Source organism: Pseudomonas sp. H3_A02 (assembly GCF_054671965.1).
This window is the reverse complement of the sequence record NZ_CP162807.1, coordinates 6,246,668-6,269,096: the sequence shown is the minus strand read 5'-3', so window position 1 is coordinate 6,269,096 and position 22,429 is coordinate 6,246,668. Positions and strand designations below refer to the sequence as shown.

Here is a 22,429-nt window from a genome sequence, read left to right as displayed (position 1 = left end):
TGATGTTCGATTACAAATTGCTCTCTGCTCTGGCTGCCGTGGTCGAGCAGGCCGGTTTCGAGCGCGCGGCCCAAGTGCTGGGCTTGTCGCAGTCAGCTATTTCCCAGCGGATCAAGCTGCTGGAAGCGCGTGTCGGCCAGCCCGTTCTGGTGCGTGCCACACCGCCGGCGCCGACGGAAATCGGCCGACGGTTGCTCAACCACGTGCAACAGGTGCGGCTGCTCGAACGCGACTTGCAAAGCCTGGTACCGGCGCTGGATGAAGAGGGGTTGCCGGAGCGGCTGCGTATCGCCTTGAACGCAGACAGCCTGGCGACCTGGTGGGCGCTGGCCGTCGGTGATTTCTGCGCCGAGCATCAGCTGTTACTCGACCTTGTGGTGGAAGACCAGACCGTCGGCCTCAAGCGCATGCGCGCCGGAGAAGTGGCGGCCTGTGTCTGCGCGAGCGAACGCCCGGTGGCGGGTGCTCGCAGCGTGTTGCTGGGGGCGATGCGCTACCGGGCGTTGGCCAGTCCGGCCTTCATCGCCCGGCACTTTCCCGACGGCGTGCGGGCCGAACAACTGGCCCGCACGCCGGCATTGGTGTTTGGTCCGGATGATTTCCTGCAGCACCGCTACCTCGCATCCGTGGGCGTGGAGGGTGGTTTCGAGCATCATTTGTGCCCCTCGTCCGAAGGTTTCATCCGTCTTGCCGAAGCGGGATTGGGCTGGGGGTTGGTGCCGGAGCTGCAGGTGCGCGAACAGCTGGAACGAGGCGTGCTGGTGGAATTGTTGGCAGATAAACCGATCGATGTGCCGCTGTACTGGCATCATTGGCGCAATGGTGGGCAGTTGCTCGGCTTATTGACCGAGCGATTGATCGCAGCGGCAAGCAGCACGCTGCAAGCGGTAAGTGAAAAGCGTCTGGCTTGAAGCTTGTGGCTTGTAGCTCGAATCTGATTTTTAGGAGCATGCATGAAGATTTTGGTCACCGGCGCGAGCGGCTTCATTGGCGGGCGCTTTGCGCGTTTCGCCCTGGAGCAGGGCCTGGATGTACGGGTCAACGGTCGCCGGGCCGAGAGTGTGGAGCATTTGGTGCGACGCGGTGCGCAGTTCGTCCAAGGCGATCTGAGCGACCCGCTGCTGGCCCGCGACCTGTGCCTGGATGTCGAGGCCGTGGTGCATTGTGCCGGCTCCGTGGGGCTGTGGGGCCGCTACCAGGATTTCCACCAGGGCAATGTCCAGGTCACGGAAAATGTCGTCGAGGCCTGTCTCAAGCAGAAGGTACGTCGCCTGGTTCATCTGTCCTCGCCGTCCATTTACTTCGACGGCCGTGACCACCTCGGGTTGACCGAAGAACAGGTGCCCAAGCGCTTCAAGCACCCTTATGCTGCCACCAAGTACCTGGCCGAGCAGAAAGTCTTCGGCGCCCAGGAGTTCGGCCTCGAAGTGCTAGCCCTGCGTCCGCGCTTCGTGACCGGTGCCGGTGACATGAGCATTTTCCCGCGCCTGTTGAAAATGCAGCGCAAGGGAAGACTGGCCATCGTTGGCAACGGGTTGAACAAGGTGGATTTCACCAGTGTGCAGAACCTCAACGAAGCGTTGCTCAGCAGTCTGCTGGCCACCGATTCAGCCTTGGGCAAGGCCTACAACATCAGCAACGGCGCACCGGTTCCGCTGTGGGATGTGGTCAATTATGTGATGCGCCAGATGGAAGTCCCACAGGTCCGACGTTATCGTTCCTACGGCTTGGCTTACAGCGTCGCGGCGCTGAATGAAGGTGTCTGCAAGCTGTGGCCGGGCCGCCCCGAACCGACGCTGTCGCGCCTGGGCATGCAGGTCATGAACAAAAATTTCACCCTGGACATCAGCCGGGCCCGGCATTATCTCGATTACGATCCGCAGGTCAGCCTGTGGACGGCGCTTGATGAATTTTGCGCTTGGTGGAAGGTCCAAGACGCCCGCTGATCGGCCCATCATGAACCGAGTGCCCGGTTCGGGGTCAATCGGTGCGGCGGGCGAGAGGGTTATACTCGCCGCATCAAGCCATTACCGGTTTCCCAAAGGTCGAACCATGCCCATGCGTAACGATGCCAACGACGACTTCGATGATGTACCGAGCCTGCGGATGCGGGCCGACATTCCCGATGACGATGATTTCATGCCCAACCGCCAGCCCCACGTGCAAGCGCGCCCGGCGCCCGCTGGCGTGGCGAAGGTCAAGGGGCCCAGCACCGGGCCGCTGTGGGCACTGGTCGGCGCGCTGCTGTGTGCATTCGGTTTCCTGGCCTGGTGGAGCTTCCAGCAGATTTCCCTGATGGAGCAGCAACTGGTAGCGACTCAGGAAAGCTTTGCCCGGATCAGTGAGGATGCGGCGGGGCGCTTGCAGGACATTTCCGGCAAGGTGGTCGCCGGGCAGTCCAACGTCATGAGCGACAGTGAAGCCTTGAAGCTGCAGATCAAACAGTTGGAGAACAAGCTGCAGGAGCAGGGGCGGCAATTCGACAACAAGCTGGTGGAGCAGTACAAACAGCAGCAAGCCACGTTCGGTCCGTCCGCTGACCTGGACAAGGAATTGGCCCAGCTCATTGCCCAGGCCTCTGAGCAGCAGAACACCAACACTCAGCTACAGGCTTCCAACAAGGAGCTCCAAACCCAGGTCAAAGCGCTGGCGGCTGAAGTGACCGCCCTGAAAGGCCAGGGCGAGGGTGGTGCCCTGGATGCCCAGCTCAAGAGCATCGGTGCCGACATCACCGCCCTTAAAAGGGCCACCTCCAACTCTGCCATCGACCGCCTGGAGCAGGACGTGATCGTGCTCAAGAGCCAGCAGGACAAGGGCGGCAACACTGCCGAGTTCGACGCCTTCCGCGGCCAGGTCACCCGTAATATCAACACCCTGCAGGCGCAGATCCAGAACTTGCAGCAGCAACTTAGCGCTGGGCAATAGGCCGGTAGGCATGAGCTTGCCCTTGATGGGGCGTCGCGCTTGAATGTGCCGCCGCCATCGCGAGCAAGCTCGCTCCCACAGGAAACGCGGTCCAGTGTGGGAGCGAGCTTGCTCGCGATGGCGTCCTGTCAATCAATACCAATACTCACTGACTCACCACACTCTCCAGCAATCCCCTGAATACTCCAACATCACCCCACGCCGTCTACGCTCTTGAAACACCAACAAGAACGAGGGGCGCACGCATGGTTTTTTTTCACAGGATGGCCTGGCTGGGCGCAATGCTTATGTTGGGGCTAGCCCCCGTTCATGCAGCGACACCTGACGATGGCCAGGCAGCCCGGGCGCTGCTGGAGAAGGCCTTGGCCTATTACCACGACAACGGCGACAAAGCCTTTGCCGCCTTCAGTCGCCAAGGGGAATTTGTCGACAAGGATCGCTACGTGTTCGTGGTCGATACCCAGGGTGTGATGCTCGCCAGCGGCGGGCCGTCCTCGGCGTTGATCGGGCGGGACGTGTCCGAGGTGCTGGGGCCGGATTTGCGCAAAGCCTTCAAGGACGCCTTGAAAACCCCCGAGGCCAGTGGCATCCAGCAAGCTGAGTACCGTTGGCAGAACTGGGCGGACGGCAAGGTCGAGCGCAAACATGTGTATTTCCAGCGTGTTGGTGAGCGAATCCTGGCCGTCGGCTACTACCTGCCACGTGCTTCCGCCGAACAGGCCAGGGCGCTGTTGGACAAGGCCTCGAGTGACCTGCTGAAAAACGAGAAAGCCACGCTGACGGCGGTTAACTCCCTCAAGGGCGGTTATCTGCAGGATGATTTGTATGTCTTTGTCGTTGACCTCGATACTCGGCGCTATGTGGGTCATGGCACCAATTTGCGCTTGATCAATACGGACTTCGCCAAGGTCAAGGACCCGGATGGCAAACCGGTGGGCGAGCCGATCCTGGCCATGATCGGCAAGCAGGATGTTGGGGAGTATGAGTATCGTTGGAAGAATCCGGTGACCGGGAAGGTTGAGGACAAGCATGCGTATTTGAAGAAGGTTGGGCATTTTCTGGTGACGGTGGGGTATTACAGTCCTTGAGGGGGGCTTCGTTTGGTGTGTATATCCGTTGCTGCGGTAACGGCTACTTAGGGTTCCGCTCTTACAGCGGGTCACTTTTGGAAGAGCGCCAAAAGTAACCCATGTGGTTGTCCCGTACATTGCCCCACCACTCGGCACCTCGCCTAGGCTCGGTGTGCCCGAACGAAGGCATTGCTCCGTGGGCCGCCGCGAAGGGCCATCCATGGCCCAGCGCGGCTACCTCGGCATCCATGCCGAGGTGCCCACTGCGCAATGCCTGCGTTCGGCCATCGTGGTTAACGGGGCGCCCCAGATCAAAAACAAAAGCGAGGCGGCCTGATAGCCGACCTGGTTCTTGGTGGGACCGCGTTTCTCCTGTGGGAGCGAGCTTGCTCGCGAAGCGGAGTGTCAGTCGATGAGGATGTTGGATGTGCCGGCCTCTTCGCGAGCAAGCTCGCTCCCACAGAAGTACTGTGGCTCACATGAATTCTGTGACCACTGAAGATCAAATGTGGGAGCGAGCTCGCTCGCGATAGCGGTCGTTCAGTTACAGAGGCGTTGGATTTGCTGCCATCATCGCAAGCAAGCTCGCTCCCACAGAAGTACTGCGGCTCACATGAATTCTGTGACCACTGAAGATCAAATGTGGGAGCGAGCTTGCTCGCGATAGCGGTCGTTCAGTTACAGAGGCGTTGGATTTGCTGCCATCATCGCGAGCAAGCTCGCTCCCACAGGAGAAACGCGGTCCCACCAAGAACCAGATCGGCTATCAGGCCGCCTCGTGGTGGGGCAGAAGCGCTTTGGTTACTTTCGACTGGGCCGGCTTCCGGGCTTTTCGAAAGTGACCCGCCGTAAGGGCGGAACCCTAAGCCGCCGTTACCGCAGCAACGGATATACACCCGATAAAAGCACCACAGCCGGCCCCCCAGCCAAAATCACCCAGCCACCAACACCCGAATCGCCTCCAACCGCAACGCCGCCTTCTCAAGCATCGCCAGCCCTTGCTCGCGCTGTTGACGCAGGGCCACCAGTTCACTGTCGCGCACGGTCGGGTTGACCGCTTGCAGGGCGGTCAGGCGGGCCAGTTCCTCGTCGGTATCGGCGGCCAGGCGGCGCTGGGCCTCGGCCACGCGTTCGGCGTGACGCGGGGCGATCTTCTCTTCGCCGGCATTGATCCGTGGCGTGAGCTGGTCGCGCTGGGCCTGGATGAACTTGTTGGCGCTGGCGCGGGGCACGCTTTCGAGTTGGTCGTTCAGGGTTTCGAACGAAACCCGGGCGGCCAGGTCGTTGCCGTTGGCGTCCAGCAGGCAGCGCAGGGCGGCCGGCGGCAGGTAGCGGCCCAGTTGCAGCGAGCGCGGGGCGACCACTTCGCTGACATAAAGCAGTTCCAGCAACACGGTGCCGGGCTTGAGCGCCTTGTTCTTGATCAGCGCCACCGCGGTGTTGCCCATCGAGCCGGACAGCACCAGGTCCATGCCGCCTTGCACCATCGGATGCTCCCAGGTGATGAACTGCATGTCTTCGCGCGACAGCGCCTGGTTGCGGTCGTAGGTGATGGTCACGCCTTCGTCGTCGCCCAGCGGGAAGCTGGCGTCGAGCATTTTTTCGCTCGGCTTGAGGATCAGCGCGTTTTCCGAATGGTCCTCGCTGTCGATACCAAATGCGTCGAACAGGGTTTCCATGTAGATAGGCAGGGCAAACTGATCATCCTGTTCAAGAATGGCTTCCACCAGCGCATCGCCTTCACCGGCGCCGCCGGAGTTGAGCTCCAGCAAACGGTCGCGGCCGGTGTGCAACTCGGCTTCCAGGCGCTCGCGTTCGGTACGGGCTTCATCGATCAGCGCTTGCCACTGGCCATCGTCGGCTTCTTCCAGCAAGGGCAGCAGGCGCGGGCCGAACTGGTGCTGCAAGGCGTTGCCGGTCGGGCAAGTGTTGAGGAAAGCGTTCAGGGCTTCGTGATACCACTGGAACAGCCGCGCTTGCGGGCTGGTTTCCAGATAAGGCACATGCAGCTCGATGACGTGTTTCTGGCCGATCCGGTCCAGACGGCCGATGCGCTGCTCCAGCAAGTCCGGGTGGGACGGCAGGTCGAACAGCACCAGGTGATGAGCGAACTGGAAGTTGCGACCCTCACTGCCGATTTCCGAGCAGATCAGCACCTGGGCGCCGAACTCTTCGTCGGCGAAATAGGCCGCCGCGCGGTCACGCTCCAGGATGTTCATGCCTTCGTGGAACACCGTGGCCGGAATGCCGGAGCGCACGCGCAAGGCGTCTTCCAGGTCCATGGCGGTTTCGGCGTGAGCACAGATCACCAGCACCTTGGTGCGTTTGAGCATCTTCAGGGTGTCGATCAGCCACTCGACCCGCGGGTCGAAACGCCACCAGCGTTCTTCTTCGCTGGCGTCCGGCTGGGCCTGGAAGCTGACTTCCGGGTACAGCTCGGCGTGATCGCCCAACGGCAATTCGAGGTATTCGGCCGGGCAGAGTAGAGGGTAGGCATGCAGCTTGCGCTCGGGGAAGCCTTGCACGGCGGCGCGGGTGTTGCGGAACAGCACGCGGCCAGTGCCGTGGCGGTCCAGCAATTCGCGCACCAGGCGGGCGCTGGCTTCGACATCGCCATCATTGACAGCGGTCAGCAATGCTTCGCCTTCATTGCCCAGGAAGCCGTGGATGGTCTTGTGGGCCTCAGGCGAGAGGCGGCCTTTGTCCAGCAACTCCTGCACGGCTTCGGCCACCGGGCGATAGTTTTCGCTCTCGGCGCGGAAGGCCTTGAGATCATGGAAGCGGTTCGGATCCAGCAGGCGCAGGCGGGCGAAGTGGCTGTCCTGACCCAGTTGTTCCGGAGTCGCGGTCAGCAGCAGTACGCCCGGGATGGTTTCGGCAAGCTGCTCGACCAGGGCGTATTGCGGGCTGACCTGGTCTTCGTGCCACACCAGGTGATGGGCCTCGTCGACCACCATCAGGTCCCAGCCGGCGGCGAACAGCGCGTCCTGGGCCTTTTCATCGTCCACCAGCCACTCCAACGCCACCAGGGCCAGTTGGGTGTCTTCGAACGGGTTGCTGGCATCGCTTTCGATGAAGCGTTCTTCGTCGAACAGTGCGACCTGCAGGTTGAAGCGCCGGCGCATTTCCACCAGCCACTGGTGCTGGAGGTTTTCCGGCACCAGGATCAGGACGCGGTTGGCGCGGCCGGACAGCAATTGACGGTGGATGACCAAGCCGGCCTCGATGGTCTTGCCCAGGCCCACTTCGTCGGCCAGCAATACCCGCGGCGCAATGCGGTCGGCCACTTCACGGGCAATGTGCAGTTGGTGGGCAATCGGCTGGGCACGTACGCCGCCCAGGCCCCAAAGCGAAGACTGCAATTGGCGACTGGTGTGTTCCAGGGTGTGGTAGCGCAGGGAGAACCAGGCCAGCGGGTCAATCTGGCCGGCGAACAGACGGTCGCTGGCCAGGCGGAACTGGATGAAGTTCGACAGTTGGGTCTCGGGCAGGGTGACGACTTCGTTCTGCCCGTTGAGGCCGTGGTAGACCAGCAGCCCATCGACGTCATCGACTTCGCGCACGGTCATCTTCCAGCCTTCGAAGTGAGTGATCACATCGCCCGGCGAAAACCGTACACGGGTAAGTGGCGCATTCCGTAGCGCGTACTGGCGAGTGTCGCCAGTGGCCGGATAGAGCACGGTCAACAAGCGGCCGTCCTGTGCCAGAACGGTGCCTAAACCCAGCTCGGCTTCGCTGTCACTGATCCAGCGTTGCCCCGGTTGATACTGCTGCGCCATGCTGCCTGACTCCCGCCTTGAAAAAGCCGGTTATCTTAACGGAAGGATCCTTCAGACCAAAGGATTTACGTACGCTGATTCATTACCAACGGCACGGAACTTACGCTTGCCCAGCGATCAAACAAGCTCGGCCCTGGTGATCGCTGCAATTGCCAACTGGGTCACAAGTTTCAGACCGGCGGTTCAAGCTGCCACTTTAGCCGCCGACAACCTGAAGACAGGAGAACTTTATGTTGCCACCCATGCTCCCTTTGAGCGCCGTACCCATCACCGCTCAACAGGATCCGGTTCGCCAGCGACCGGATATACCGCCCGTGGTCCCGGTGCAGCAAAGCTCCAACGAAAGCACCATCGACCTGCAAAAACGCGATCCGGAAGAGACCGCTCTGCTGTTGCGCGAGGAGCAGCGTCGCCAGCAGGAACGCGAGCGCCGCCGCCGCGAGGCCGATGAAGACCCTGAAGAGCACCTGGCCGTACCGGGTACCGAACTCAACGCCGACAACACCGTACCGGTGGTGCCGCTGATCGACGACGAGACACGCCAGGGCCTGTGGGTCGATATCCAGATCTGATCCAGGCGTTTGCCTGCATCCACAGGCTGGTCAACGCCGCCAACAGCCCGCATCATGGGCGCATCCGCAATTCACTGCACGATGCCCACACGCCATGAGCCAAGAAGACAAACTGATCGACCTCAGCGCTGAGCGCGCCAAGCGCGTTCACGACCTCAACGAAAAACGCCTCAATGAAGTCCGCCAGGCCTTCGAGCAGGCCATGCCGTTGGGCAAGCCCAAGAAAAAGCCGAAGAACAAGCCGAAAAAGCGCTGAACCCCCTCGATCCATTGATGCAGATCAGTTATTTCCCCACCTTTGCGCTCCGTTGCGGGCGTTATTGACCCCGGTCAATTTTCATCCAGGCCTGATTGGTTACCTTGAACCCATCGCAACAGGGGCAAGACCAGGAGGCTAGTCATGTTTTTCGATAATGTGGTGTTTGCCGGGGTGTTGACGGTCGGCCTCATGTTCGTGTTTTTCGCAGGTTTCGGATTATTCATCTGGAAAGATGCACACAAGCGGAAAAAACCGTAGGTCTTTCCGGCTACAACGAGCACGCAAGGCATTTTGGGCGACTTCGGTCGCCCTTTTTTTTTGCGATTTTTCAGGCCTACACCAAACTCCTGTGGGAGCGGGCTTGCTCGCGAAAGCGGTGTGTCAGCCACTGTCCAGGTAACTGACCCAATGCCTTCGCGAGCAAGCCCGCTCCCACAGGGAGAGTGGTGGTGTTAGGCATAAAAAAAGGTGCGAACCGTAAGGGTCGCACCTTTTTTGCAAGCCGCTGGAATCAGCTACCCAGGGCCTTGGACGCCAGCCAGAACAGCCCGGCCGACAGCGCCACCGTCGCTGGCAGGGTCAATACCCAGGCCAGCAGGATGGTTCGTACCGTGCCACCTTGCAGGCCGCTCTTGTTGGCGACCATGGTGCCGGCCACGCCCGAGGACAGCACGTGGGTGGTGGAAACCGGCAGGCTGAAGATATTCGCCATGCCGATCATGCACGCGGTGGTGATCTGCGCCGACATGCCCTGGGCGTAGGTCATGCCTTGCTTGCCGATCTTCTCGCCGATGGTCAGCACGACACGTTTCCAGCCAACCATGGTGCCCAGGCCCAGCGCCAGTGCGACAGCCAGGATCACCCAGAACGGGGCGTATTCGGTGGTGGCGGTCAGGTCCTTGCGCAGCTTGTTCAGGTCGTCTTTCTCACGGGCCGCCAGGCCTGGCAACTTGCCAACCTTCTTCGCCGTGTCGTCCAGGCAAAGCAGGTAGCGACGAACCTCGATGCGTCGTTCCGACGGCAGCGAGTGGTAGTCCGCCACGCCTTTGAGCGTGTCGAGCAGGGCATTGATGGTCGGCTCGGTCTGCTGCGGGTTGCAGCGGAACTTCTCCGGCAGATCGCCTTTCACGCTTTTGCCCAGCGCCAGGTATTCACCCAGGGATTCGTTGTTGCGTTGGTAGAACTGGCTCAGGTGCAGGGTCGCGTCACGGGTCCGTTCGATCTGGTAGGTGGTGCTGCCCAGGTCGAGTACGAATTGCGCCGGCACGATACCGATCAGCACCAGCATGATCAGGCCGATGCCTTTCTGGCCATCGTTGGAACCGTGGACAAAGCTGACGGCCATGGCCGAGATCACCAGTACCAGGCGATTCCAGAACGGCGGGTGCTTCTTATCGTCGATCTTGCGGCGCTGTTCCGGTGTCTTGTGCATCTTCGACAGCGGGCGCCACCATTTCAGAGCGATCAGCACCAGGGCGGCGATCAGGAAGCCGGCCATGGGCGAGAACACCAGGGAGGCGCCGATATCGATCGCCTTCTGCCAGTTCACCCCATCGGCCAACGGGATATCGTTGATCAGGGCGTTGGCCAGGCCCACGCCGAGGATCGAGCCAATCAACGTGTGGGAACTGGAGGCCGGGATACCGAAGTACCAGGTGCCCAGGTTCCAGGTGATGGCCGCTGCGAGCAGCGAAAACACCATGGCCAGCCCGTGTCCGGTGTTCACATTGATCAGCAGCTCCACGGGCAGCAGGTGAACGATGGCGTACGCCACCCCCACGCCGCCCAGCAGCACACCGAGGAAATTGAACACACCGGAAAAGAACACCGCCAGGTGAGGCGGCATAGCTTTGGTGTAGATAACAGTGGCAACCGCGTTAGCGGTGTCATGAAAGCCGTTGATGAACTCGAAGGCGAGGACAAAAGCCAGGGCGAGCAAGAGGCTCACGAGCACCCAAGCATCCAGTCCGCTGAATAAATCGATCATGAAGGTTTTCTGACCCGGTCGTAAGGGGGCGCGATTATGCCAGAAAACCTTGGCAATCGATGCATTGCCTGCTCATCGGTAACATTCTTCAACGAAATAATTTGTAGGAAAGCCTCAAGGGCGAGGTTTTCCGCGGGACGCGTAACCCCTTGATTCAGGGGGGCAAAGCGCATCTGGCCGGGATCACCGCCAGCGGTAGGACGCCTCGAGGGATTGTATGAAATATCTGAAAAGGAGGTCGGCCATGACCCTTCCCGACCGTCGGACGGGAGCGGATGGCGGCCCGCTCATGGCGGGCGTGCGCTACGGTTTCCGGCCTGGGTGGTGGCCGGAGACCTCTTCACAAGAACATCGGGCCCGGAGCGTCACTGCTCTTCGGCTTTGAGTTCTTTTTCCATTTTCTGGAGTTCCTGGGTGAAGGCCTGGTCCTGAACGGTGGCGCGCTTACGCCAAGGCTTGCGTTCCGGTTCAGGTTGCGCGGCGTAGGTGGTGACTTCCCCGCCGTAAACTTCCTTGTAACGTTGTTCCTGGCGCTCAAGTTCCGCGCGCAGTTCGTCTTTCGTCACAGTTTTACCTAAATTAATTGAAGTTGAATCTGGTGATACGCACTGCATGTGGACATGCAGACGGCCACGGCACCAGAGCTGACAGCTGACGTAGCATCAGGGCTTCGCGTTGTTACCAAACAGGGGAAGCGACCATGAAGGTGCTTCGGGCACCGGGGTAGCGACCACGATGCCTGCGTACGGGAACGGTCGATTGGCCGTACCGTCGCTGTTTTGCATTATAGCGGTCCAGCCGAATAACACTATCGGGAAAAAGTAAAAGACGTTGTTGTTGTGTGAACTCATGTTTGTATGTGCAACTTGTATCACAGCTTGCAGAAAGATGCCGGCGAGTGCCAGTAACCAGATGCCATTGAGGCCAACAAGTTCAAATATCGCCAGCCCCTTCACGGCAAACCGCGTGTCACTGTTTCCTTCGACTTACTGGCGAACGCACGCGCGGCTGGCCAACACACGGGTCTGATTGCGATTATCGGTCGACGGTTCGATAATCGAACGATCTTGGCCGGCAGCCCTTGCTTGCCCATCGTGCAGCCGTTTGAATAGCCGTCACTTCCGGGGAAGGATCAGACATGAACGACCAATTGCGCAATGCCTTCACTTCCGTCGCGCCACCGATCGTCGCCTCGCCGGCCAAGCGAATCCAGGCGCTGACCGGCGATCCTGACTTCATGACCTCCTTGGCCCGCGGGTTGGCCGTGGTCCAGGCCTTCCAGGAGCGCAAGCGGCACCTGACCATCGCCCAGATCAGCCATCGCACGGAAATTCCCCGCGCCGCCGTCAGACGTTGCCTGCATACCTTGATCAAGCTTGGCTACGCCACCACGGACGGGCGTACCTATTCGCTGTTGCCTAAAGTGTTGACCCTCGGTCACGCCTATCTGTCCTCCACGCCCCTGGCCGTTTCTGCCCAGCCGTACCTGGACCGCATGAGCGAGCAACTGCACGAAGCCTGCAACATGGCCACGCTTGAAGGCGACGACATCCTCTATATCGCCCGTTCCGCCACCACCCAGCGCCTGATCTCGGTTGACCTGTCGGTGGGCGGGCGCCTTCCCGCCTATTGCACCTCGATGGGCAGGATTCTCCTGGCGGCCCTGGATGACGCTTCGTTGCGCGATTACCTCGACCATGCCGACCTGCAAGCCAAGACCAGCCGCACTTTGCATACACCCGAGGCGTTGCTCGAATGCCTGCAACAGGTGCGCCAGCAGGGCTGGTGCATCGTCGACCAGGAACTGGAACAGGGCCTGCGTTCGATTGCCGTGCCGGTGTACGACGCTTCCGGCCAAGTGGTGGCCGCGCTCAACGTCAGCACCCATGCTGGGCGGGTCAGCCGCAATGAGCTGGAACAGCGCTTCCTGCCAGGCTTGCTGGGGGCCAGTCGCGACCTGAGCGCGCAACTGTTCACTTAAGCTGTTCGATAAACGCACACAGTCGGCGACGATGAATTGACGGTATTTGCCTGGCCTCATTAATGTCGCGCAGCGTCATCCGGCGTGTTTCGCCGGTCTCTGATTCGTTCGCCTGCGTTTCTTGCGTGGAATAAAAATAAAATGAACCAGCCCCAGACCTCCGTAGGCAACTGCCTCGACGTGCAGTCCTTTATCAATGCCCAACCCATTTCGCGCTATCAGTGGCGGGTGGTGATCCTCTGTTTCCTGATTGTGTTCCTTGACGGCCTCGACACCGCGGCCATGGGGTTCATCGCCCCGGCCTTATCCCAGGACTGGGGCATCGATCGCGCCAGCCTCGGCCCGGTGATGAGCGCCGCGCTGATCGGCATGGTGTTTGGCGCACTGGGCTCAGGGCCGCTGGCTGACCGCTTCGGGAGAAAAGTCGTACTGGTGGGCGCGGTCCTGCTGTTCGGCGCGTTCAGCCTGGCGTCGGCCTACAGCACTAACGTCGATCAATTGCTGGTCTTGCGTTTCCTGACTGGCCTGGGTTTAGGCGCCGGCATGCCGAACGCCACCACCTTGCTCTCGGAATATACCCCGGAGCGCAAGAAGTCCTTGCTGGTGACCAGCATGTTCTGCGGTTTCAACCTGGGCATGGCCGGCGGCGGGTTCATCTCCGCCAAGCTGATACCGGCGTTTGGCTGGCACAGCCTGCTGCTGATTGGCGGGATCCTGCCGTTGATCCTGGCGGTGGTATTGCTGTTCTGGCTGCCGGAGTCGGCGCGTTACTTGGTGGTGCGCAATCGCGGTACCGACAAAGTGCGCAAGACCCTGGCACCCATCGAGCCGCATACCGTGGCCCAAGCGGCGAGCTTCAGTGTGCCGGAACAGAAAACCGTGAAAGCCCGTAACGTACTGGCGGTGATTTTCTCCGGCAGCTACAGCGCCGGCACCTTGCTGCTGTGGCTGACCTATTTCATGGGGCTGGTGATCGTCTACCTGCTGACCAGTTGGCTGCCGACCTTGATGCGCGACAGCGGCGCGAGCATGGAACAGTCCGCGTTTATCGGCGCGTTGTTTCAATTCGGCGGCGTGTTGAGCGCCGTCTTCGTGGGTTGGGCGATGGACCGGTTCAATCCGCACAAGGTCATCGGCCTGTTCTATCTGATGGCCGGGGTGTTTGCCTACGCGGTGGGGCAGAGCCTGGGCAATATCACTTTGCTCGCTACCCTGGTGCTGGTGGCGGGCATGTGTGTCAACGGCGCGCAATCGGCGATGCCTTCCCTTGCGGCGCGTTTCTATCCGACCCAGGGCCGGGCCACCGGCGTCTCGTGGATGCTGGGTATCGGTCGCTTCGGGGCGATCCTCGGGGCCTGGATGGGCGCGACCCTGCTTGGCCTGGGCTGGAATTTCGAGCAGGTCCTGACCGCGCTGGTCATCCCCGCCGCCCTGGCGACCACGGCGGTGGTGATCAAGGGCATGGTCAGCCATGCGGATGCGACCTGAGCCAACGGCATAACCCTTGTGGGAAGACAAAACTGTGGGCAGGCAGGATCCCTGTGGGAGCCGAGCTTGCTCGCGATAGCGGTGGATCAGGCATGTATCCATCGCTGACACATCACCATCGCGAGCAAGCTCGGCTCCCACAGGGTCTGCTCTCACGGGGGGGCTCCGTGTACTTTGGTAGATCGATAGCCAAACAACAATCTGTTCGATAAACGAACACTCAGTCGATTATCGGATTGTTTGGCGTTATCCCGAAGCTTAATCTTCAGTCACCTCGGCGCTTAACCTCGCGCTTTTTTCTTCATGTCGGTCTACTGGAAAACGGGAGCCTGCCCCATGGCTGAAATCCTTTCGCTGCACGACGCGGTGAAGCAATTCGTCAACGACGGCGATACCGTCGCGCTCGAAGGCTTCACTCACCTGATTCCTACGGCGGCGGGTCATGAAATCATTCGCCAGGGCAAGAAAGATCTGACCCTGGTGCGCATGACGCCTGACCTGATCTATGACCAGTTGATCGGCGCCGGTTGTGCTCGCAAGTTGATTTTCTCCTGGGGCGGCAACCCTGGCGTCGGGTCGTTGCACCGCTTGCGCGATGCCGTGGAGAAACAGTGGCCGCACCCGCTGGAGATCGAGGAACACAGCCACGCCGACCTGGCTAACGCCTACGTCGCCGGCGCCTCCGGCCTGCCATTCGCGGTGTTGCGGGCCTACGCCGGCTCCGACCTGCCGAAGGTCAACCCGCTGATCAAGAGCGTGACCTGTCCCTTCACTGGTGAAGTCTTGGCCGCCGTGCCTTCGGTGCGCCCGGACATCACGGTGATCCACGCCCAGAAAGCCGACCGCAAGGGCAACGTGCTGCTGTGGGGCATCCTCGGTGTGCAGAAAGAAGCCGCCCTGGCCGCCAAGCGTTGCATCGTCACCGTGGAAGAAATCGTCGACGACCTGAATGCGCCGATGAACGCCTGCGTGCTGCCGACCTGGGCGTTGAGCGCGGTGTGCCACGTACCGGGCGGTGCTCATCCGTCCTACGCCCACGGTTACACCGAGCGTGACAACCGTTTCTACCAGGCGTGGGACCCGATCGCCCGGGACCGTGAGACCTTTACCGCCTGGATCAACGAATACATCCATGGCACTAAAGACTTCAGTGAATTCCAGGCCAGACTGGCAGCCGCTTCGCAGGTGAAACCATGACCTACTCCACCAACGAAATGATGACCGTCGCCGCGGCGCGTCGCTTGAAAAACAATGCCGTGTGCTTCGTTGGCATCGGCCTGCCGTCGAAAGCAGCCAACTTGGCGCGCTTGACCTCGTCGCCGGACGTCGTGCTGATCTACGAGTCCGGCCCGATCGGTGCCAAGCCCAGCGTGCTGCCGCTGTCCATCGGCGACGGTGAGCTGGCGGAAACCGCCGATACCGTCGTACCGACCGGTGAGATTTTTCGCTACTGGCTGCAGGGCGGGCGTATCGACGTCGGTTTTCTTGGCGCGGCCCAGGTCGACCGTTTCGGCAACATCAACACTACGGTGGTGGGTGACTACCACCAGCCGAAAGTCCGCCTGCCGGGTGCCGGTGGCGCACCGGAAATCGCCGGCTCGGCCAAGAGTGTGTTGATCATCCTCAAGCAGTCCGCGCGTTCGTTTGTCGACAAGCTGGATTTCATCACCTCGGTCGGCCATGGTGAAGGTGGCGATTCGCGCAAGCGTCTCGGTCTGCCGGGCGCAGGGCCCGTGGGCATCATCACCGACTTGTGCATCATGGAGCCGGAAGCCGGCAGTCATGAATTCGTGGTCACCGCGCTGCACCCCGGCGTGACCCGCGAACAAGTCATTGCGGCCACTGGATGGGCGATCCGTTTCGCCGACCAGGTGCAAACCACCGCCGAGCCGACCGAGGTGGAGCTGCGCGCCCTGCGCGACCTGGAAGCTCGCACCGCGGCGGCCCACGGCCAGGCACCGGGAGAAGCCTGATGCGCGACGTTTATATCTGTGATGCGATTCGAACCCCCATCGGTCGGTTTGGCGGCGGTTTGTCCACCGTGCGCGCCGATGACCTGGCGGCCGTGCCGATCAAGGCGTTGATGGAACGCAACCCATCGGTGGACTGGAGTGCCGTGGACGAGGTGTTCCTCGGCTGTGCCAACCAGGCCGGCGAAGACAACCGCAACGTGGCGCGCATGGCGCTGCTGTTGGCGGGCCTGCCGGAAAGCATTCCCGGCGTGACCCTCAATCGTCTTTGCGCCTCGGGCATGGACGCCATTGGCACGGCGTTCCGCGCCATCGCCAGCGGCGAGATGGAATTGGCGATTGCCGGCGGCGTGGAGTCGATGTCCCGTGCGCCGTTCGTGATGGGCAAGGCCGACACCGCGTTCTCCCGCAACATGAAACTGGAAGACACCACCATCGGCTGGCGCTTCATCAACCCGTTGATGAAAGCCCAGTACGGCGTGGATGCGATGCCCCAGACCGCCGATAACGTGGCCGATGACTACGCCGTGTCCCGCGCCGACCAGGACGCTTTCGCCTTGCGCAGCCAACAGCGCACGGCGGCGGCCCAGGCAGCAGGCTTTTTCGCCGAAGAAATCGTACCGGTGCGCATCACCCATAAAAAAGGCGAAACCGTGGTCGAGCAGGACGAACATCCTCGCGCCGACACCACGCTGGAGACCTTGAGCAAACTCAAACCGGTCAATGGCCCGGACAAGACCGTCACCGCCGGCAACGCCTCGGGTGTGAACGATGGCGCGGCGGCGTTGATCCTGGCATCGGCCGAAGCGGTGAAAAAACATGGCCTGACGCCGCGGGGCAAAGTGCTGGGCATGGCCAGTGCCGGTGTCGCGCCTCGGGTGATGGGCATCGGCCCGGTGCCGGCGGTGCGCAAGCTTACTGAACGCCTGGGCCTGGCCGTCGCGGATTTCGATGTGATCGAACTCAATGAAGCGTTTGCCAGCCAGGGCCTGGCGGTGCTGCGTGATTTGGGGCTGGCGGACGATGCGCCGCAGGTCAACCCGAACGGTGGCGCCATCGCCCTCGGTCATCCACTGGGCATGAGTGGGGCACGCTTGGTGATGACGGCGCTGCACCATCTGGAAAAGACCGGCGGCAGGAAAGGCCTGGCGACCATGTGTGTCGGCGTCGGCCAGGGTCTGGCATTGGCAATCGAACGCGTCTGACGCGTCGCTCTACTAATAAGAAACCGAGGAATGCTACATGACTGACAAGCCTGGTTATCGTCGCCCTCAAGCGGGCACCCAGCCGGAGTATCTGCACCCGCCGTACCAGTCCACCAACCTGCGCTCGCCGTCCAAGCCATTGGTGTTCCTGCCGCATTCGCTGTCGGAAATTACCGGCCCGACTGTCGGCGCCGACCGCTTGCAGGAAAAGGACCACGACCTGACCGCCCAGCATGCCGGCGAGCCACTGGGGGAGCGGATCATCATTCACGGGCGCGTGCTGGATGAGCACGGCCAGCCGGTGCCGGGCATCCTGGTGGAGATCTGGCAGGCCAACGCCGCCGGTCGCTACAACCATGACCGTGACAACCATGATGCGCCGCTGGACCCGAATTTCACCGGCACCGGTCGTACCGTCACCGACGCCGACGGCTGGTATCAGTTCCAGACCATCAAGCCCGGCGCTTATCCGTGGGGCAACCACCACAACGCCTGGCGCCCGGCGCATATCCATTTCTCACTGTTCGGGCCGAGCATTCTGACGCGCCTGGTGACGCAGATGTATTTCCCGGGCGATCCGTTGCTCGAATACGACCCGATCTACAACTGCGTGCCGGACACCCGCGCCAAAGAACGCCTGATCGCCCGTTTCGACCTGGAAAAAACCGTCCCTCACTATGCCCTCGGTTACCGCTGGGACATCGTCTTGCGCGGCCGCGATGCCACGCCGATGGAGAAATAAGATGACGCTCACCGCCACCACGTCCCACACCGTTGGCCCGTACTACCACATCGGCCTGACCTGGCTGAACCGCGAAGACCTGACCGTCGCACAAACCCTCGGCCAGCGCGTGGCGATCACCGGGCAGGTGGTCGACGGTAACGGCCAGTTCGTCAACGACGCGATGCTGGAAGTCTGGCAGGCCAACGCCGCCGGCAAATACGCTCACCCGGAAGACGACCAGGACAAACCCCTGGACCCGCACTTCGAAGGCTTCGGCCGGGTGCCGGTGGATGCCGAAGGGCGTTTTCGCTTCACCACCATCAAGCCGGGCACCGTACCGGGGTTGGCAGGCACGACCCAGGCACCGCACCTGGTGGTGCTGGTGTTCGCACGCGGGCTGGTCAAGCATTTGCTGACGCGCATCTACTTCGACGGCGAACCGGCCAACGAAACCGACCCGCTGCTGGCCTGCGTGCCCGAAGAACGTCGCGCCACTATCGTGAGCAAGCCTGATGCGTCGGGCGTGTATCAGTGGAACGTAATCCTGCAGGGAACGGATGCCGAGACGGTGTTCTTCGACTACTGAGTAATTGCACCTGTGGGAGCGAGCTTGCTCGCGATAGCGGTGGGTCAGCTTGCATCCATTATTGATGGTGCCGCCCTCATCGCGAGCAAGCTCGCTCCCACAGGGTGCCAGTACAGGCAATGCAATACTGTGGAACGGGAGTGTTACGAAGTGTGTCTAGAATTCGTCAGTCCCTAACGAGTGAACAAACCCATGACCATCCCAATCAGCAGTCACTACACCGGTGAAGAGCGCAGCAAGCGCATCTTCGCCATCGTCGGTGCTTCATCCGGCAACCTGGTCGAATGGTTCGACTTCTACGTCTATGCGTTCTGCGCGATTTATTTCGCCCCGGCGTTCTTCCCCTCGGACAACCCGACGGTGCAACTGGTCAACACGGCCGGTGTGTTTGCCGCGGGGTTCCTGATGCGACCCATTGGTGGCTGGATTTTCGGTCGAGTGGCGGACCGTCACGGGCGCAAGAATTCGATGATGATCTCGGTGCTGATGATGTGCTTCGGCTCGTTGCTCATCGCCTGCCTGCCCGCCTACAACGACATCGGCGTCTGGGCGCCGGTACTGCTGTTGTTCGCGCGTTTGCTGCAAGGCCTGTCGGTGGGCGGCGAATACGGCACCACCGCCACCTACATGAGCGAAGTCGCCCTCAAGGGCCAACGTGGCTTTTTCGCCTCATTCCAGTACGTGACACTGATCGGCGGGCAACTGCTGGCGGTGTCGCTGGTGGTGATCCTGCAACAGTTTCTCAACGAAGATGAATTGCGCGCCTACGGCTGGCGTATCCCATTTGTGGTGGGGGCGGCTGCGGCGTTGATTTCCCTGTTGCTGCGGCGTTCCCTGAAGGAAACCAGCAGCAAGGAAATGCGCGAGAACAAGGACGCCGGCAGCATTACGGCGCTGTTTCGCGACCACAAGGCGGCGTTCATTACCGTACTGGGCTACACCGCCGGCGGCTCGCTGATTTTCTATACCTTCACCACCTACATGCAGAAATACCTGGTGAACACCGCCGGCCTGCACGCCAAGACCGCCAGCTACATCATGACCGGCGCGCTGTTTCTCTATATGTGCATGCAGCCGCTGTTTGGCATGCTCGCGGACAAGATCGGCCGGCGTAACTCCATGCTCTGGTTCGGTGCCCTGGGGGCGTTGTGCACGGTGCCGATCCTGCTGACCCTCAAAAGCATCAGCAGCCCGTTCCTGGCGTTTGTCCTGATCACGTTGGCGCTGGCGATCGTCAGTTTCTACACCTCCATCAGTGGCCTGGTGAAAGCCGAGATGTTTCCACCTGAAGTGCGGGCGCTGGGAGTAGGGTTGGCCTATGCGGTGGCCAATGCGATTTTTGGCGGATCGGCCGAATACGTCGCCTTGAGCCTGAAAGCCCAGGGCATGGAGAACGCCTTTTATTGGTATGTCACGGTGATGATGGTGGTGGCGTTCCTGTTCAGCTTCCGCCTGCCCAAGCAACCGGCGTATTTGCACCACGACCTGTGAGTGATGCACCTAAGGCTTGTTAGATTCATTGTGGCGAGGGAGCTTGCTGTGGCGAGGGGATTTATCCCCGCTGGGGCGCGAAGCGGCCCTAAATATCAGCAACCCGTTATGGCTGACAGATTGTGTTGACTGCTGAGGGGGCTATTGCGCAGCCCAGCAGGAGCAATCTCTGGCCACAGAGGCATCCACCTTCCGAAGGATTGTTTATGAGCGAACGACCGGGCAATCAGCTGTTCGATGCCTACTTCACGGCCCGCGACATGCGCGAGGTGTTCTGCGATGCGGGGCGGGTCCAGGCCATGCTGGATGTCGAGGCCGCGCTGGCCCGGGCCGAGGCACGGGTAGGGTTGATCCCCCAGGACGCGGTGGCGCCGATCGAGAACGCCTGCCGTGCCCAGTTGTACGATTTTTCGGCATTGAGCGAAGCGATTGCCAGTGCCGGCAATTCGGCGATTCCGCTGGTCAAGGCGTTGGGCAAGCGCATCGCCACCCAGAGCGCCGAAGCCGAACGCTACGTGCACCTGGGCGCCACTAGCCAGGACGTGATGGACAGCGGATTGGTGCTGCAACTGCGCCAGGCGTTGGGCTTGATCGAGGGCGAGTTGGCGCAACTGGCCGCCACCCTGGCCCGACAAGCCGAACGTTATGCCGCCACGCCGTTGGCCGGGCGCACCTGGCTGCAACACGCGACGCCGGTGACCCTGGGCATGAAAATCGCCGGTTGGTTGGGGGCTGTCACTCGCAGTCGCCAACGCTTGCGGGAGCTCAAGCCGCGCTTGCTGGTGCTGCAATTCGGCGGTGCCTCCGGAACGCTCGCCGCATTGGGTGAACAGGCGCTGCCGGTCGCCGAAGCCTTGGCCGCCGAACTGCAACTGACCCTGCCGGAACAGCCGTGGCACACCCAGCGTGACCGCCTGGTGGAGTTCGGCGCGGTGCTGGGGTTGGTCGCCGGCAGCCTGGGCAAATTGGGCCGCGACATCAGCCTGTTGATGCAAACCGAGGCCGGCGAAGCGTTCGAACCCTCCGCGCCGGGCAAGGGCGGTTCATCCACCATGCCGCACAAGCGCAACCCGGTGGGCGCGGCCGTGCTGATCGGCGCAGCGACGCGAGTACCAGGTTTGTTGTCGACGCTGTTCAGCGCCATGCCCCAGGAACACGAGCGCAGCCTGGGCCTGTGGCACGCCGAATGGGAAACCCTGCCGGAAATCTGCTGCCTGGTCTCCGGTGCCTTGCAACAGGCGCGGCTGCTGGCCGAAGGGCTGGAAGTGGATGCTGTGCGCATGGCCCGCAACCTGGAACTGACCCAGGGCTTGGTGTTGGCCGAAGCGGTGAGCATCGTTCTGGCCCAGCGTGTGGGACGCGACACGGCGCATCATTTACTGGAGCAATGCTGCAAGCGCGCCGTGGCCGAACAGCGGCATCTACGCGAGGTGCTGGGGGACGAACCCCAGGTCACCGCGCAGCTATCCGCGACCGAGCTTGATCATTTGCTTGACCCGGCCCATTACCTCGGACAAGCCCAGACTTGGGTCGCCCGAGCCGTGGCCGAACACCTTGCCTTGAACGCCTGAAAGGAGATTGTTGTGGGATTCGTCAAACTCGCCGAGGGCGATCTGAATTACCGATTGGACGGGCCGCAAGACGCCCCGGTGCTGGTGCTCTCCAACTCCCTGGGCACCGATTTGCACATGTGGGACGAGCAGGTCGTGGCCTTCAGCGAACACTTTCGCGTGCTGCGTTTCGACACCCGTGGTCATGGTCAGTCGCTGGTGACCGAAGGCCCCTACAGCATCGAACAACTGGGCCGCGACGTGCTGGCGATGCTCGATGCCCTGGGCATCGACAAGGTGCATTTCTGTGGCTTGTCCATGGGTGGGCTGATTGGCCAGTGGTTGGGCATCAATGCTGGCGAGCGCCTGCGCAAACTGGTGGTGTGCAACACCGCTGCCAAGATAGGCGACCCGTCGGTGTGGAACCCACGCATCGAAACCGTGCTGCGTGACGGCAAGGATGCTATGGTGGCGTTGCGCGACGCCTCGATTGCCCGTTGGTTTACCCCGGACTTTGCCGAGGCCCAGCCTGCGACGGCAAAAAAAATCACTGACATGCTGGCCGCGACCTCGCCCCAGGGTTATGCCGCCAACTGTGCGGCGGTGCGCGATGCCGATTTCCGCGAGCAGTTGTCATCGATCCGCGTGCCGCTGCTGGTGATCGCCGGCACCGAAGATGCCGTGACACCGCCGTCGGGTGGGCACTTTATCCAGGAGCGGGTCAGTGGGGCCGAGTACGCCGAGTTCCATGCCGCGCACCTGTCCAACGTCCAGGCTGGCGCGGCGTTCAGCACGCGGGTGCTGGATTTCCTGCTTGATTCTGGCCGGGCCTGAGGAGTTTT

22 protein-coding genes are annotated in these 22,429 nt (G+C 61.5%); 18 read left to right on the top strand and 4 right to left on the bottom strand.

All coding sequences use genetic code 11. The annotated features are described in order from the left end of the window. The first annotated feature begins 2 nt into the window (after positions 1 to 2). The 5 genes from AB4N80_RS27545 (at position 3) to AB4N80_RS27525 (ending at position 4,332) form a co-directional block, all read left to right on the top strand. Positions 3 to 911: a LysR family transcriptional regulator ArgP gene (locus tag AB4N80_RS27545; RefSeq protein ID WP_122566810.1), complete on the top strand. Its 909-nt coding sequence runs from the start codon at positions 3 to 5 to the stop codon at positions 909 to 911. Between the two features lie 42 nt (positions 912 to 953). Beyond that, on the top strand, positions 954 to 1,946 hold the full coding sequence (locus AB4N80_RS27540; RefSeq protein WP_305470057.1) for an NAD-dependent epimerase/dehydratase family protein: 993 nt from the start codon (positions 954 to 956) through the stop codon (positions 1,944 to 1,946). Between the two features lie 106 nt (positions 1,947 to 2,052). Then, the gene (locus tag AB4N80_RS27535) at positions 2,053 to 2,925 is read left to right on the top strand and encodes an ATPase (protein ID WP_122566808.1); all 873 of its coding nucleotides are present in this window, start codon (positions 2,053 to 2,055) and stop codon (positions 2,923 to 2,925) included. A 245-nt stretch (positions 2,926 to 3,170) separates the two neighbouring features. Further along, the gene (locus AB4N80_RS27530; protein WP_460079869.1) at positions 3,171 to 4,013 is read left to right on the top strand and encodes a cache domain-containing protein; all 843 of its coding nucleotides are present in this window, start codon (positions 3,171 to 3,173) and stop codon (positions 4,011 to 4,013) included. A 178-nt stretch (positions 4,014 to 4,191) separates the two neighbouring features. Continuing rightward, a complete protein-coding gene (locus AB4N80_RS27525) occupies positions 4,192 to 4,332 on the top strand; it encodes a hypothetical protein (RefSeq protein WP_163006771.1) in 141 nt (46 codons plus the stop codon). 595 nt (positions 4,333 to 4,927) lie between these two features. On the opposite strand, the gene rapA is transcribed toward AB4N80_RS27525, so the two are convergent. Beyond that, positions 4,928 to 7,774, bottom strand: a complete 2,847-nt coding sequence (gene rapA / locus AB4N80_RS27520; RefSeq protein ID WP_460079866.1) for an RNA polymerase-associated protein RapA — start codon at positions 7,772 to 7,774, stop codon at positions 4,928 to 4,930. Between the two features lie 230 nt (positions 7,775 to 8,004). Here rapA and AB4N80_RS27515 point away from each other — a divergent pair, with 230 nt between their 5' ends. The 3 genes from AB4N80_RS27515 to ccoM all read left to right on the top strand — a co-directional run bounded on the left by AB4N80_RS27515 (position 8,005) and on the right by ccoM (position 8,863). Beyond that, positions 8,005 to 8,346 carry an aspartate-semialdehyde dehydrogenase gene (locus AB4N80_RS27515; RefSeq protein ID WP_354336264.1) on the top strand — a complete coding sequence of 114 codons (342 nt, stop codon included), beginning with the start codon at positions 8,005 to 8,007 and terminating at the stop codon, positions 8,344 to 8,346. Between the two features lie 94 nt (positions 8,347 to 8,440). Beyond that, positions 8,441 to 8,602, top strand: a complete 162-nt coding sequence (locus AB4N80_RS27510) for a hypothetical protein (protein ID WP_163006773.1) — start codon at positions 8,441 to 8,443, stop codon at positions 8,600 to 8,602. A 144-nt stretch (positions 8,603 to 8,746) separates the two neighbouring features. After that, the gene (gene ccoM / locus AB4N80_RS27505; protein WP_025212288.1) at positions 8,747 to 8,863 is read left to right on the top strand and encodes a cytochrome c oxidase subunit CcoM; all 117 of its coding nucleotides are present in this window, start codon (positions 8,747 to 8,749) and stop codon (positions 8,861 to 8,863) included. Positions 8,864 to 9,116: 253 nt separating this feature from the next. Here the strand turns inward: ccoM and AB4N80_RS27500 are convergent, their stop codons facing one another. From AB4N80_RS27500 to AB4N80_RS27490, 3 genes are all read right to left on the bottom strand, one after another. Then, on the bottom strand, positions 9,117 to 10,592 hold the full coding sequence (locus tag AB4N80_RS27500; protein ID WP_122566804.1) for an inorganic phosphate transporter: 1,476 nt from the start codon (positions 10,590 to 10,592) through the stop codon (positions 9,117 to 9,119). Between the two features lie 365 nt (positions 10,593 to 10,957). Further along, a complete protein-coding gene (locus AB4N80_RS27495; protein WP_003184509.1) occupies positions 10,958 to 11,158 on the bottom strand; it encodes a hypothetical protein in 201 nt (66 codons plus the stop codon). A gap of 96 nt (positions 11,159 to 11,254) precedes the next feature. After that, positions 11,255 to 11,548: a hypothetical protein gene (locus AB4N80_RS27490; RefSeq protein WP_122566803.1), complete on the bottom strand. Its 294-nt coding sequence runs from the start codon at positions 11,546 to 11,548 to the stop codon at positions 11,255 to 11,257. Between the two features lie 182 nt (positions 11,549 to 11,730). On the opposite strand from AB4N80_RS27490, the gene pcaR reads away from it, so the two are divergent. The 10 genes from pcaR (at position 11,731) to pcaD (ending at position 22,421) form a co-directional block, all read left to right on the top strand. Continuing rightward, positions 11,731 to 12,573: a pca regulon transcriptional regulator PcaR gene (gene pcaR / locus AB4N80_RS27485; RefSeq protein ID WP_003184507.1), complete on the top strand. Its 843-nt coding sequence runs from the start codon at positions 11,731 to 11,733 to the stop codon at positions 12,571 to 12,573. Between the two features lie 141 nt (positions 12,574 to 12,714). Then, on the top strand, positions 12,715 to 14,061 hold the full coding sequence (locus AB4N80_RS27480; protein ID WP_122566802.1) for a 4-hydroxybenzoate transporter PcaK: 1,347 nt from the start codon (positions 12,715 to 12,717) through the stop codon (positions 14,059 to 14,061). 336 nt (positions 14,062 to 14,397) lie between these two features. Next, positions 14,398 to 15,258, top strand: coding sequence for a CoA transferase subunit A (locus AB4N80_RS27475; protein ID WP_018610924.1), 861 nt, complete (start codon positions 14,398 to 14,400; stop codon positions 15,256 to 15,258). Then, positions 15,255 to 16,034, top strand: a complete 780-nt coding sequence (locus AB4N80_RS27470) for a CoA-transferase subunit beta (RefSeq protein ID WP_053182625.1) — start codon at positions 15,255 to 15,257, stop codon at positions 16,032 to 16,034. Before AB4N80_RS27475 ends, AB4N80_RS27470 begins: the two co-directional genes overlap by 4 nt. Continuing rightward, positions 16,031 to 17,236 carry a 3-oxoadipyl-CoA thiolase gene (gene pcaF / locus AB4N80_RS27465; protein ID WP_205929615.1) on the top strand — a complete coding sequence of 402 codons (1,206 nt, stop codon included), beginning with the start codon at positions 16,031 to 16,033 and terminating at the stop codon, positions 17,234 to 17,236. The genes AB4N80_RS27470 and pcaF overlap by 4 nt, the downstream gene beginning before the upstream one ends. 37 nt (positions 17,237 to 17,273) lie before the next feature. Further along, entirely contained in the window at positions 17,274 to 17,978 is a 705-nt protein-coding gene (pcaH, locus tag AB4N80_RS27460) for a protocatechuate 3,4-dioxygenase subunit beta (RefSeq protein WP_122566800.1), read from the top strand. A gap of 1 nt (position 17,979) precedes the next feature. Further along, entirely contained in the window at positions 17,980 to 18,546 is a 567-nt protein-coding gene (gene pcaG, locus AB4N80_RS27455) for a protocatechuate 3,4-dioxygenase subunit alpha (protein ID WP_122566799.1), read from the top strand. A gap of 192 nt (positions 18,547 to 18,738) precedes the next feature. After that, positions 18,739 to 20,037, top strand: a complete 1,299-nt coding sequence (locus AB4N80_RS27450) for an MFS family transporter (protein ID WP_460079857.1) — start codon at positions 18,739 to 18,741, stop codon at positions 20,035 to 20,037. A 206-nt stretch (positions 20,038 to 20,243) separates the two neighbouring features. Then, the gene (locus tag AB4N80_RS27445; protein WP_354336263.1) at positions 20,244 to 21,608 is read left to right on the top strand and encodes a 3-carboxy-cis,cis-muconate cycloisomerase; all 1,365 of its coding nucleotides are present in this window, start codon (positions 20,244 to 20,246) and stop codon (positions 21,606 to 21,608) included. A gap of 12 nt (positions 21,609 to 21,620) precedes the next feature. Continuing rightward, positions 21,621 to 22,421: a 3-oxoadipate enol-lactonase gene (gene pcaD, locus AB4N80_RS27440; protein WP_305470067.1), complete on the top strand. Its 801-nt coding sequence runs from the start codon at positions 21,621 to 21,623 to the stop codon at positions 22,419 to 22,421. The last annotated feature ends 8 nt before the right edge of the window (positions 22,422 to 22,429 follow it).

What these genes read in the sequence shown, in the direction of transcription:
- AB4N80_RS27545 (WP_122566810.1), top strand. Translation starts at nt 3, where the DNA reads ATGTTCGATTACAAATTGCTCTCTGCTCTGGCTGCCGTGGTCGAGCAG.
- AB4N80_RS27540 (WP_305470057.1), top strand. Translation starts at nt 954, where the DNA reads ATGAAGATTTTGGTCACCGGCGCGAGCGGCTTCATTGGCGGGCGCTTT.
- AB4N80_RS27535 (WP_122566808.1), top strand. Translation starts at nt 2,053, where the DNA reads ATGCCCATGCGTAACGATGCCAACGACGACTTCGATGATGTACCGAGC.
- AB4N80_RS27530 (WP_460079869.1), top strand. Translation starts at nt 3,171, where the DNA reads ATGGTTTTTTTTCACAGGATGGCCTGGCTGGGCGCAATGCTTATGTTG.
- rapA (WP_460079866.1), bottom strand. Translation starts at nt 7,774, where the DNA reads ATGGCGCAGCAGTATCAACCGGGGCAACGCTGGATCAGTGACAGCGAA.
- AB4N80_RS27515 (WP_354336264.1), top strand. Translation starts at nt 8,005, where the DNA reads ATGTTGCCACCCATGCTCCCTTTGAGCGCCGTACCCATCACCGCTCAA.
- AB4N80_RS27510 (WP_163006773.1), top strand. Translation starts at nt 8,441, where the DNA reads ATGAGCCAAGAAGACAAACTGATCGACCTCAGCGCTGAGCGCGCCAAG.
- ccoM (WP_025212288.1), top strand. Translation starts at nt 8,747, where the DNA reads ATGTTTTTCGATAATGTGGTGTTTGCCGGGGTGTTGACGGTCGGCCTC.
- AB4N80_RS27500 (WP_122566804.1), bottom strand. Translation starts at nt 10,592, where the DNA reads ATGATCGATTTATTCAGCGGACTGGATGCTTGGGTGCTCGTGAGCCTC.
- pcaR (WP_003184507.1), top strand. Translation starts at nt 11,731, where the DNA reads ATGAACGACCAATTGCGCAATGCCTTCACTTCCGTCGCGCCACCGATC.
- AB4N80_RS27480 (WP_122566802.1), top strand. Translation starts at nt 12,715, where the DNA reads ATGAACCAGCCCCAGACCTCCGTAGGCAACTGCCTCGACGTGCAGTCC.
- AB4N80_RS27475 (WP_018610924.1), top strand. Translation starts at nt 14,398, where the DNA reads ATGGCTGAAATCCTTTCGCTGCACGACGCGGTGAAGCAATTCGTCAAC.
- AB4N80_RS27470 (WP_053182625.1), top strand. Translation starts at nt 15,255, where the DNA reads ATGACCTACTCCACCAACGAAATGATGACCGTCGCCGCGGCGCGTCGC.
- pcaH (WP_122566800.1), top strand. Translation starts at nt 17,274, where the DNA reads ATGACTGACAAGCCTGGTTATCGTCGCCCTCAAGCGGGCACCCAGCCG.
- pcaG (WP_122566799.1), top strand. Translation starts at nt 17,980, where the DNA reads ATGACGCTCACCGCCACCACGTCCCACACCGTTGGCCCGTACTACCAC.
- AB4N80_RS27450 (WP_460079857.1), top strand. Translation starts at nt 18,739, where the DNA reads ATGACCATCCCAATCAGCAGTCACTACACCGGTGAAGAGCGCAGCAAG.
- AB4N80_RS27445 (WP_354336263.1), top strand. Translation starts at nt 20,244, where the DNA reads ATGAGCGAACGACCGGGCAATCAGCTGTTCGATGCCTACTTCACGGCC.